Source organism: Clavibacter sp. MX14-G9D (assembly GCF_032917815.1).
Lineage (GTDB): Bacteria > Actinomycetota > Actinomycetes > Actinomycetales > Microbacteriaceae > Clavibacter > Clavibacter michiganensis_K.
The window spans coordinates 1-10,244 of record NZ_JAVCVL010000085.1 but is presented as its reverse complement, the minus strand read 5'-3'; the positions used below and the strand labels follow the sequence as shown (position 1 = coordinate 10,244).

Genomic DNA, 10,244 nt, shown 5'->3' with positions numbered 1-10,244 from the left:
CGGCGCCGCGTCGGCCTCCGCGGCCGGCCGGACGAGCGGCCTCGAGATCCTCGCGGGCGGCGCGGCCCACGCCGAGGTGGTCGCCCGGGACGGGTCGTCGCCCCTCGGCCCCCGGGTCGGCGTCCCCGTGCTGACCCTCCCCGTCGTCGTCGGCGAGCCCGTCGTCGCGTACGCGACGCTCACCGGCGACGTGGCGGGTGACGCGTCGGACGACGTCGGGACCGCGGCGGAGCCCGCGCGATCCTGCGCCGTCGTCACCGCCCGCGAGGGCGACGACCTGCGCGTGACCGTGACCTGGCCCGACGGCCTCGTCACCGGCCACCGCCTCACAGACTCCGGACGCGCCGCACGGCCGGCCCGGTACCCGCGGAACCCCGGTGAGCACCGGGGCGCAGATGCAAAGGAGCACCACGCATGAAGAAGAGATCCACCGCAGCGGGGATCGTCCTCGTCGCCGCACTGTCCCTCTCGGCCTGCTCGGGATCCGGCAGCGAGGAGGCGACGCCCGCCGACGGGCCCGTCACCCTCACCCTCTCCGGCTGGAGCCTCAGCACCACGCCCGAGTTCCAGGCCCTCGCCGACGCGTACCACGAGAAGGACCCCGACGTCACGGTCGAGGTCAAGGAGTACGACGCGACCAACTACGACACCCTGATGACCGCCGACCTCGCCGCCGGCAGCGGGCCCGACCTCATCACGCAGAAGAACGTGAAGAACGTGGTGACGTACCAGGCCGGCGGCCAGCTCCTCGACGTCTCCGATGTCGAGCTGCCGGACGGCATCGGCGGGAAGGACGCCTACGAGGTCGACGGCACGCAGTGGGCGGTGCCGTACCGCCAGGACGCGTGGGTCCTCTTCTACAACAAGGCGCTCTTCGACCAGGCGGGCGTCGGCTACCCCGACGGCTCGTGGACCTGGGACGACTACGCCGAGCAGGCGAAGGCCCTCAAGGACGGCCTGACCGCGGCCGGCAGCTCCGCCGCGGGCACCTACGAGCACAGCTGGCAGTCCACCGTGCAGGGCTTCGCGAACGCGCAGGCCCCGAAGGCGGACGTGCTGTCGGGCGACTACTCCTACCTCGAGCCCTACTACGAGCGGGCCCTGGAGCTCCAGGACGAGGGCGCGCAGGTCGACTACAACACGGTCGTCGCGAACAAGCTGACCTACCAGGCGGAGTTCGGCAAGCAGAACGCCGCGATGATGCCCATGGGCACCTGGTTCGTCGCCTCGCTCATCGCGCAGCAGGCCTCGGGCGACTCGGACGACTTCGAGTGGGGCATCGCGCCCATCCCGCAGGACGACTCCTCCACGACCGGATCCGGTGACACCCCGGTGACGTTCGGCGACCCGACCGGCTTCGGCGTCAACGCCGCCATCGACTCCTCCAAGCAGGAGGCCGCGAAGGGCTTCCTCGCCTTCGCCGCCAGCGAGGAGGGCGCGCAGGTCATGGCCGGCATCGGCGTGACGCCCGCCCTCACGAGCAGCGCCGTGACGGACGCCTACTTCGGCGTCGAGGGCGCGCCCGGCGACGACCTGTCGAAGACCGCCTGGTCGGAGCACGACACCAAGGCGGAGAACCCCACCTCCGCCGAGACCGCCGCCGTGCAGAACATCCTGCTCGACCTGCACACGGCCGTCATGTCCGGCTCCACGAGCATCGACGACGCGATCTCCACGGCCGAGGGCCGCGTGGAGAACGAGGTCGGCACCAACTGATCCCGCGCGGTGGCCGGCCCCCGGGCCGGCCACCGCCCATGACCCTGGAGGTCCCATGACGACCCTCGCCGCCGCCGACGCCGGCACGACGACACGACCGCCGAGACGGCGCCGCTCCGCGTACAGGATGAGGAACACGCTCATCGGCTGGACCTTCATCCTGCCCAACTTCCTCGGCTTCGCGGCGCTCACTCTCGTGCCGGTGATCACCCTCTTCTACATGTCGCTGACGAACTGGAACGTGTTCGGGCAGGCGAAGTGGATCGGCCTCGCGAACTTCGAGCGGCTGCTCGGCGACGGCAGCTTCCGCATCGCGCTGCTGAACACGCTGTACTACGCGGCGCTGCACATCCCGCTGACGCTGGTGGTGTCGCTCGGGCTCGCGCTCCTGCTCAACAACAAGCTGCGCGGCGTCGCCTTCTTCCGCACGGCCGCCTTCTTCCCGTACATCACCTCGATCGTCGCCATCGCCGTGGTCTGGAACCTGCTCTTCAGCCCCGAGTACGGCCCCATCAACCAGATGCTCGGCGCGATCGGCATCGCCGACCCGCCCGGCTGGCTCACCTCGTCCGAATGGGCCATGCCCTCCGTCGTCATCATCAGCACCTGGCGGGACATGGGGTACTACATGATCCTGTTCCTCGCGGGCCTGCAGACGGTGCCGCGGGAGCTCCACGAGGCGGCCCGCGTGGACGGCGCGAGCGTCTGGCAGCGCTTCGTCAACGTCACCATCCCGTGCCTGCGGCCGACGACCTTCTTCGTCACCGTGATGCTCACGATCAACTCGTTCAAGATCTTCGACCTGATCCTCGTGATGACCCAGGGCGGGCCCGGCCAGGCGACCCTCGTGCTGTCCCAGTTCATCTACCAGAAGGGCTTCCAGGAGAACCAGTTCGGGTACGCCTCGGCCGTCTCGGTCGTGCTGTTCCTGCTCTGCATCTCCGTGACGCTCGCGCAGTTCTTCCTGAACAAGAGGAGCGAATCCCGATGACCGGAATCCTGGCCCCCGAGGGCGCGCCCGCGCCCGCGCTCGTGCGCGTCGACGAGCCCCTGCCCCCGCGCCGGACGCCCGCAGGGCGCTCCCGCCCCCGCGCCGTCGGCCGCGCGCTCGGCTACGTCGTCATGGGCGTCGCCGCGGCCGCCCTGCTGCTGCCCTTCTTCTGGATGATCATGAGCTCGCTCAAGACGCCGAACGAGGTCTTCTCCGTGCCGGTGAAGTGGTTCCCGGAGACCTGGGTCTGGTCGAACTACGTCGACATCTGGGCGCAGTCCGGGATGATGACGTGGATCCGCAACACCATGCTGCTGGCGGTGGTCGTCACCTTCCTCCAGGTGCTGACCGGCTCCTTCGCCGCCTACGGCTTCTCCCGCATCCGGTTCCCCGGCCGGGACGTGCTGTTCCTCGTCTACATCGGGACCATCGCGGTGCCGTGGCAGTCGTACATGATCCCGCAGTTCATCCTGCTGTCCAACGCGAAGGTGTCGAACACCCTCTGGGCGATCATCCTCATCCAGGCGTTCGGCGCCTTCGGCGTGTTCCTCATGAAGCAGTTCTACGAGACCATCCCCGAGGAGCTGTCGGAGGCGGCCCGTCTCGACGGGCTGAGCGAGTACGGGATCTGGGCCCGCATCATGGTGCCGCTGTCGATCCCCGCCATCGCGAGCCTCACGCTGCTCACGTTCGTCGGCACGTGGAACGACTACCTCGGGCCGCTGATCTACCTCCGCGACCCCAGCCTCTGGACGATCCAGCTGGGCCTCCAGAGCTTCGTCACCAGCCTCTACGACGCGAACTACGCGCTCCTGTTCGCGGGGCTCGTCATCTCCGTCGTGCCCATCGCCGTCGTGTTCCTGCTCGGGCAGAAGTACTTCGTCGAGGGCATCGCCACCAGCGGATTGAAGGGCTGAGATGCGCCGGATCCCGCACGGCCTCTACGCCTCGCTGTTCGGCGTCGTCCACCTCATCCTCACGACGAACGTGCTGCTCGTCGTCGGCTGCCTCCCGCTCGTGGCGATCCTCATCACGACCGACCCCGGCGGCTCGTGGCCGCTGATCGCCGTCGCGCTCCCCCTGTGCGCGCCGGCGGTCCGCGGGGCCTTCGCGGTCTTCGCCGAGCAGCGCCGCGGCGGATCCGCGATCCTCCGCACCTTCTGGCGCGCCTGGCGCTCCGGCTGGGGCCGCACGACGGTCGCCGCCGCCATCGCGACCGCCGTCGTGGCCGTGGCGCTCGCCGACCTGCGCTTCCTCGCGCCGACGCAGATCGGGGTCGCCGTGATCCCGCTGCTGGCCGTCGTCGTGCTCCTGGTCGCCGGCACGCTGCCGGTGGTGCTCGTCGCGCTCGTCGACGCGCCCGGGACCCGCCTGGCGGCGGCGTGCCGCACGGCCGCCTACCTCGCGGTCCGGCGCTGGCACCTGACCCTGGCGTCCCTCGTCGTGCTCGTCGTCCAGGCCGGCCTCTTCACGCTGTCCCCGGCGCTCGCCCTGGGGGTCTCCGCCGCACCGGCGCTGTACCTCGTCTGGTCGAACGCCCGCTACACCCTCCTGCCCGCACTCCCCGCCGACCACCCGGTCGCCGCATGAACCCCGACGAAGGGCTCCCCGTCATGACATCCACCCACCCGCCCTCCGGCACGACGACGAGCGTCGACCGCGCCCTCGGCGACGCCGTCGAGGTCGTGCGCCGCGGCATCCGCGCCTTCGGCGCCGCCTACCCGGACGACACCACGGTCGACGGCCGCTACCCGCTGCGACCCGCGGTCCCCGGCTTCGCCGAGGGGGCGAACCGGGGCTGGACCACGAGCTTCTGGCCCGGCATGCAGTGGATCGCGTGGGAGCTCACGGGCGACGACGCCTTCCGCGCGGCCGCCCTCGGCCACCTCGCCGACTTCGCCCGGCGCCTGGACGAGGGCGACGACCTCGACACGCACGACCTCGGGTTCCTCTACACGCTCTCGGCGGTCGCTCCCGCCCGCCTCCTCGGCGACGAGCGGGCGCGCACGACCGCGCTGCGGGCCGCGGACGTCCTGATGACGCGCTTCCTCGACACGGCCGGCATCCTCCAGGCGTGGGGCGACCTGCGGGATCCCCGGCAGCGCGGCCGCACCATCATCGACTCGCTGATGAACATGCCCCTGCTGACCTGGGCGGCCGAGCAGACCGGCGACGAGCGGAAGTCCACCGCCGTCGCCCGGCACGTGGAGCAGCTGCGCCGCCACATCGTGCGCCCGGACGCGTCGACGTTCCACACCTTCTACTGGGACGCCGAGACGGGCACTCCCCTCCGGGGCGCCACCGAGCAGGGCGCGTTCGACGACTCGTGCTGGGCGCGGGGCCAGGCGTGGGGCGTCTACGGCTTCGCGCTGAGCTACCGGGTGTCGGCGGATCCCGCCCAGCTGGAGGCGTCGCGCGCCTGCGCCGGGTACTTCCTCGCGCACCTGCCCGACGACCTCGTGCCCTACTGGGACCTCGTCTACACCGACGGCGCCGACGCTCCCCGTGACAGCTCCGCGGGCGCGATCGCGGTCTGCGGGCTGCTCGAGCTCGCGGCCGTCGAGACCGACGAGGCACGGGCCGCGCACTGGCGCGACTCGGCGCTCGCGCTGCTGGACGCGCTCATCGCGCGGTGCACCCCGGCGACGCCGGACGCGGCCGACACCGTGCTCCTCCACGGCGTCTACGACCTGCCCAAGGGCGTCGGCGTCGACGAGGGCACCCTCTGGGGCGACTACTTCTTCCTCGAGGCGCTCGCCCGCGCCTCCCGTCCGGGATGGCGGCCCTACTGGTGAGGCTCCTCCGGCACTCCTCGCCCGACGGCGACCGCACCGCGGTCGTCGTCCCCCGGCCCGACGGCGACCGCGCGCTCGACCTCGGCGCTGTCCCCGTCGCCCGGGTCCTCGCCGACGACGCGCTCCTCGCGGATGCCCGCCGCCGCCTCGTCGCGGCGGAGGACGGATCCGGGGCGGACGCCGCGGCGCTGCCCCGGGTCGCGGACCTCCGCCTGCTGCCCCCGGTGACGCCCGGCAAGATCCTCTGCATCGGGTACAACTACCGCGGCCATGTGCCGCCGGGCGACCCGGAGCGGCCCGTCCCCGAGGTCCCGGACGTCTTCGTCAAGACCCCGAACACGCTGGCCGCGCCCGGCGACCCCGTCACGATCCCCGCGGGGGCCGACGACGTCGACTACGAGGGGGAGATCGCCGTCGTCATCGGCCGCGGCGGCCGCGACATCCCGCTCGCGGACGCGGCCGCCCACATCGGCGGGTACACGCTCATGGACGACGTGTCCGAGCGCACCTGGCAGGGCCGGTCGAGCCAGTGGACCCTCGGCAAGTGCGCCGACGGCTTCGCGCCGCTCGGACCGTGGCTCGTCACGCCCGACGACGTGCCCGACCCGCACGACCTGCGCCTCGAGGTCGAGCGCGACGGCCGCGTGACCGTGTCGCAGGGCACGGCCGACCTCGTCTTCCCCATGACCGCGCTGGTGCACCACCTCAGCCAGGGCATGACCCTCGAGCCCGGCGACGTGATCTCCACGGGCAGCCCCCAGAAGCTGCCCGACGCGCTCGCCGCCCATCGCCCCCTCGCCGACGGGGACGCCGTCACCGTGCGCGTCGACGGTCTGGGATCCCTCACCACCACCTTCCGGAAGGCCCCCCGATGATCCTCGACCGCTTCCGACTCGACGGCCGCGTGGCCGCCGTCACCGGCACCAGCCGCGGCATCGGCCGCGGCGCCGCGCTCGCGCTCGCCGAGGCGGGCGCGGACATCGCCCTGATCGACCGCGGCGACGCCGCCGAGACCGCCGAGCTCGTCCGGGCCCTCGGCCGCCGGGCCCACCCCATCCGCCGCGACCTGGCCACGGCCACGCCGGAGGAGCTCCGCTCGGCCGTCGACGAGGTCGTCGCGGAGCTCGGGCGGATCGACGTGCTGGTGAACAACGCCGGGACCATCCGCCGCGCCCCCGCGGCCGAGCACAGCGCCGCCGACTGGGACGAGGTGCTGCGGGTGAACCTCGACAGCGTCTTCCACCTCACGCAGGCGGCCGGGCGGATCATGCTGGCCCAGGGATCCGGCCGCATCATCACCGTCGCCTCGATGCTGTCGTTCCAGGGCGGCATCACCGTGCCCGGCTACACGGCCTCCAAGCACGCCGTCGCCGGGCTCACCAAGGCGTTCGCCAACGAGTGGGCGTCGTCCGGCGTGACGGTCAACGCCATCGCGCCCGGCTACCTCGCGACGGACAACACGGCCGCCCTGCGCGCCGACGCCGAGCGGGAGGCGTCCATCGTCGCCCGCATCCCCGCCGGCCGCTGGGGCGAGCCCGCGGACCTCCAGGGCGCCTTCGTCTTCCTCGCCTCCGACGCGTCGGCCTACGTCACGGGGACCGTCCTCCCCGTCGACGGCGGCTGGCTCGTCCGCTGACCCCGACCCTGCCCGACCACCGACCCCGACCCCGAACGCCCGACAGGAGCACCGACATGGAACAGCGCTACGCCAAGGACCCCACGCAGGTCCCCGGCATGACCACGGCCGACCTCCGGGAGGCCTTCCTCGTCCCCGACGTCTTCGTCGAGGGCGAGATCCGCCTCGTGTACACGCACCACGACCGCATCGTCCTCGGCGGCGCCGTGCCCGCGGGCGGCCGCCTCGAGCTGACGGGCTACCCGGAGATCCGGAGCGCGACCTTCCTCGAGCACCGCGAGCTCGGCATCGTGAACGTGGGCGGCACCGGGACGGTGACCGCGGACGGCGAGACCCACACGCTCGTCGCCGGCGCGTGCCTCTACCTCGGCCGGGGCGTCGAGGACATCGCGTTCGCGGACGCGGACGGCGACGCGGACGCCGAGGGCGCGCGGTTCTACCTCTTCTCCGCGCCGGCGCACACCGCGTACCCCACGGTGCTCGTCTCGCCCGGCGAGGGCACCGTCCGGGAGCTGGGCGAGCAGGCCACCAGCAACCGGCGGACCCTCAACCAGTACATCCACGAGGGCGGGGTGCGCAGCTGCCAGATCGTCATGGGCGTCACCAGCCTGCACGAGGGCTCGATGTGGAACACCATGCCGGCGCACACGCACGACCGCCGCACCGAGTGCTACCTCTACTTCGACCTGCCGGAGGACGCGCGCGTGATCCACCTCCTCGGCGAGCGCCAGGAGACGCGGCACCTGGTCGTCGCGGACCGTCAGGCGGTCATCTCGCCGAGCTGGTCGCTGCACTCCGGCGTCGGCACCGCCGCGTACTCGTTCGTGTGGGCGATGGCCGGCGAGAACCAGGCCTTCGACGACATGGACCCGGCCCCGGTCGCCGACCTGGCATGACCGCGGCGGGGGCGCTCCTCGCCATGGGCGAGACGATGGCCGTGCTGTACCCGGCTGCGGGGTCCGTGACGGACGCCGCGGAGTTCCACGTGGACGCCGGCGGCGCCGAGTCGAACGTGCTCGCGCACGCGGCCGCGCTCGGGGTGCCGGCACGGTGGCACAGCCGGCTGGGGGACGACGCGCTCGGCGCGCGCGTCCTCCGCCAGCTCGCCGCGCGCGGGATCGACGTGTCGAGCGTGGTCGTCGACCCGCGGCACCCCACCGGGCTCTACGTGAAGGACCCGGGGCGCGGCGTCGTCTACCACCGCCGGGGCTCCGCCGCGTCCCGCCTCGACGAGGCCGACGCCGACGCGGCGCCCTTCGACGGGGTGGCGCACCTGCACCTGACCGGGATCACCGCCGCGCTCTCCCCGGAGGCCGCCCGCTTCCTGCGCCGGTCCGTCGCCCGGGCGCGCGAGCTGGGGATCCCCGTGAGCCTCGACGTCAACCACCGGCCGGCGCTCTGGAGCGCGGGCGAGGCCGCCCCCGTGCTCGCCGACATGGCCCGCCTCGCGGACGTGGTGCTCGTCGGCCGCGACGAGGCCGAGGGGCTCTGGGGAACGCGCACCGCGGAGGACGTGCGGGCCGCGTTCCCCGACGTCGCCGAGCTCGTCGTCAAGGACGCCGAGATCGGCTGCACCGCGTTCGCGGGCACCCGCACGGCCTTCGCGGCGTCGCACGAGGTGGTCGTGCGCGACGCCGTGGGCGCCGGCGACGCGTTCGCGGGCGGCTACCTGGTGGCCCGCATGCAGGGCGCCGACCTCGACGTCCGCCTGCGGCGCGGGCACGACCGCGCCGCGCTCACCCTCGCCCACGCGGGCGACTCCATCGACGAGAGGACACCGGCACCATGACCGGATCACCCGCCCGCACCGCTCCCGACCCGGGCGCCGCGTCGCCGTTCGACGCCGTGTTCGCCGGGGCGCCGCTGATGGCCATCCTCCGCGGGATGGGCGTGGAGCGCTCGATCGCGCTCGCCACGACCGCGTGGGACCTCGGCATCGACTCCGTCGAGGTGCCGCTGCAGACGCCGGAGGACGAGGTCGCCCTCCGCGAGGTCGCCCGCCTCGGCGCCGCGCGCGGCAAGACCGTCGGGGCGGGCACGATCCTGCGCGTCGACCAGGTCGCGCGCGCCCGGGCCGCGGGCGCGGGATACCTCGTGTCCCCGGGGCTGGACCCGCGCGTCGTGGCCGCCGCCGCCGACGAGGGGCTGCCGTTCCTGCCGGGCGTCGCGACGCCCTCCGAGGTGCAGCTCGGCGTCGCGCTCGGGCTCACCTGGATGAAGGCGTTCCCCGCGACCTGGCTCGGATCCGCCTGGTTCCGCCACATGCGCGGTCCCTTCCCCGGGGTCCGCTTCGTCGCCACCGGCGGGCTCGACGCGCGGAACCTCCCCGAGTACCTCGACGCCGGCGTCCGCGTCGCCGCGGTCGGCTCGGCCCTCGAGGACCCGGCCCAGCTCGACCTGATGGGGGAGCTGCTGGCGCGGACCCGGGCGGGCTGACGCGCCGGGTCCCGGCGGGCTGACGCGCCGGGCTAGGCCGGGCAGGCGCGGAGGGCCCGGTCCGCCGCATCGCGCTCGGCGGCGTCGATGCCGAGGTCGTACGCCGCGAGGACCGCGACGAACCGCTCCACGTGCGCGCACGCCCGCGCGGGGTCGGCGGGCAGCCACTCCGCCGGCCCGGAGTCGCTCTTCGCCTGGTTCGTCGCCTCGGTGGCGGCGAGGAGGTTCCGGGGATCGTTGGCGAAGCGCAGGCGCTGGTCGTCCGTCCACGACTCCGCGCCGTGCCGCCAGGCCCAGGCCAGCGCGACGACGTGGTCGATCTGCACGAGGCGCGAGGACTCCGGGCCCGAGGCGAAGGCGACCGGGGTGCCGTCGTAGGGGTCCACCAGCTGCCCGGCCGTGACCTTGCAGCCGCCCGTGCCCGGCCGGAGGACGGGATCGGCGAGGTCGCGGCCGAGGATGTCGTTGCGGGTGTCGCAGCCGTCGCGGTCGACGTCGTACCAGGTCTCGCCGAAGAGGTCCCGGTCGTAGCGGACGGCGGCCCGGTCGTCGTCCTCGCGGAGGGTCGCGAGGACCTCGCGCGCCGCCGAGCCGGGGGCGGGATCGGGCGCGGCGGACGCCGGCGGCGCAGTCGTGCGCGCGGGCGCGGTCGGGACGGTCGTGCGCGTCG

The 10,244-nt window shown here is 73.5% G+C and carries 11 protein-coding genes and 1 pseudogene; 11 read left to right on the top strand and 1 reads right to left on the bottom strand.

What is annotated here, in order from left to right:
• The 11 genes and pseudogenes from Q6969_RS08705 to Q6969_RS08655 all read left to right on the top strand — a co-directional run.
• A pseudogene (locus Q6969_RS08705) lies at nt 1–418 on the top strand (hypothetical protein); the annotation flags it as partial.
• Entirely contained in the window at nt 415–1,716 is a 1,302-nt protein-coding gene (locus Q6969_RS08700; RefSeq protein ID WP_317230077.1) for an extracellular solute-binding protein, read from the top strand. The pseudogene Q6969_RS08705 and the gene Q6969_RS08700, both read left to right, overlap by 4 nt.
• Nucleotides 1,717–1,843: 127 nt before the next feature.
• Complete coding sequence (locus Q6969_RS08695) at nt 1,844–2,707, top strand: sugar ABC transporter permease (RefSeq protein WP_317230076.1); 864 nt, start codon at nt 1,844–1,846, stop codon at nt 2,705–2,707.
• The gene (locus Q6969_RS08690) at nt 2,704–3,624 is read left to right on the top strand and encodes a carbohydrate ABC transporter permease (protein ID WP_317230075.1); all 921 of its coding nucleotides are present in this window, start codon (nt 2,704–2,706) and stop codon (nt 3,622–3,624) included. The genes Q6969_RS08695 and Q6969_RS08690 overlap by 4 nt, the downstream gene beginning before the upstream one ends.
• A 1-nt stretch (nt 3,625) precedes the next feature.
• Nucleotides 3,626–4,297: a DUF624 domain-containing protein gene (locus tag Q6969_RS08685; protein WP_317230074.1), complete on the top strand. Its 672-nt coding sequence runs from the start codon at nt 3,626–3,628 to the stop codon at nt 4,295–4,297.
• Nucleotides 4,294–5,502 (top strand): glycoside hydrolase family 88 protein, encoded by a 1,209-nt coding sequence (locus tag Q6969_RS08680; protein WP_317230073.1) that lies wholly within the window; start codon nt 4,294–4,296, stop codon nt 5,500–5,502. Before Q6969_RS08685 ends, Q6969_RS08680 begins: the two co-directional genes overlap by 4 nt.
• Nucleotides 5,484–6,377, top strand: a complete 894-nt coding sequence (locus Q6969_RS08675) for a fumarylacetoacetate hydrolase family protein (RefSeq protein ID WP_317230072.1) — start codon at nt 5,484–5,486, stop codon at nt 6,375–6,377. Before Q6969_RS08680 ends, Q6969_RS08675 begins: the two co-directional genes overlap by 19 nt.
• Entirely contained in the window at nt 6,374–7,138 is a 765-nt protein-coding gene (kduD, locus tag Q6969_RS08670) for a 2-dehydro-3-deoxy-D-gluconate 5-dehydrogenase KduD (RefSeq protein ID WP_317230071.1), read from the top strand. The genes Q6969_RS08675 and kduD overlap by 4 nt, the downstream gene beginning before the upstream one ends.
• A gap of 56 nt (nt 7,139–7,194) precedes the next feature.
• Entirely contained in the window at nt 7,195–8,034 is an 840-nt protein-coding gene (gene kduI, locus Q6969_RS08665) for a 5-dehydro-4-deoxy-D-glucuronate isomerase (protein WP_317230070.1), read from the top strand.
• Nucleotides 8,031–8,927, top strand: coding sequence for a sugar kinase (locus Q6969_RS08660; protein ID WP_317230069.1), 897 nt, complete (start codon nt 8,031–8,033; stop codon nt 8,925–8,927). Before kduI ends, Q6969_RS08660 begins: the two co-directional genes overlap by 4 nt.
• A complete protein-coding gene (locus Q6969_RS08655) occupies nt 8,924–9,574 on the top strand; it encodes a bifunctional 4-hydroxy-2-oxoglutarate aldolase/2-dehydro-3-deoxy-phosphogluconate aldolase (protein ID WP_317230068.1) in 651 nt (216 codons plus the stop codon). The genes Q6969_RS08660 and Q6969_RS08655 overlap by 4 nt, the downstream gene beginning before the upstream one ends.
• A gap of 32 nt (nt 9,575–9,606) precedes the next feature.
• Here the strand turns inward: Q6969_RS08655 and Q6969_RS08650 are convergent.
• Nucleotides 9,607–10,244 (bottom strand): HNH endonuclease family protein (locus Q6969_RS08650; protein WP_317230067.1); only part of this gene is annotated, 638 nt, incomplete at its 5' end.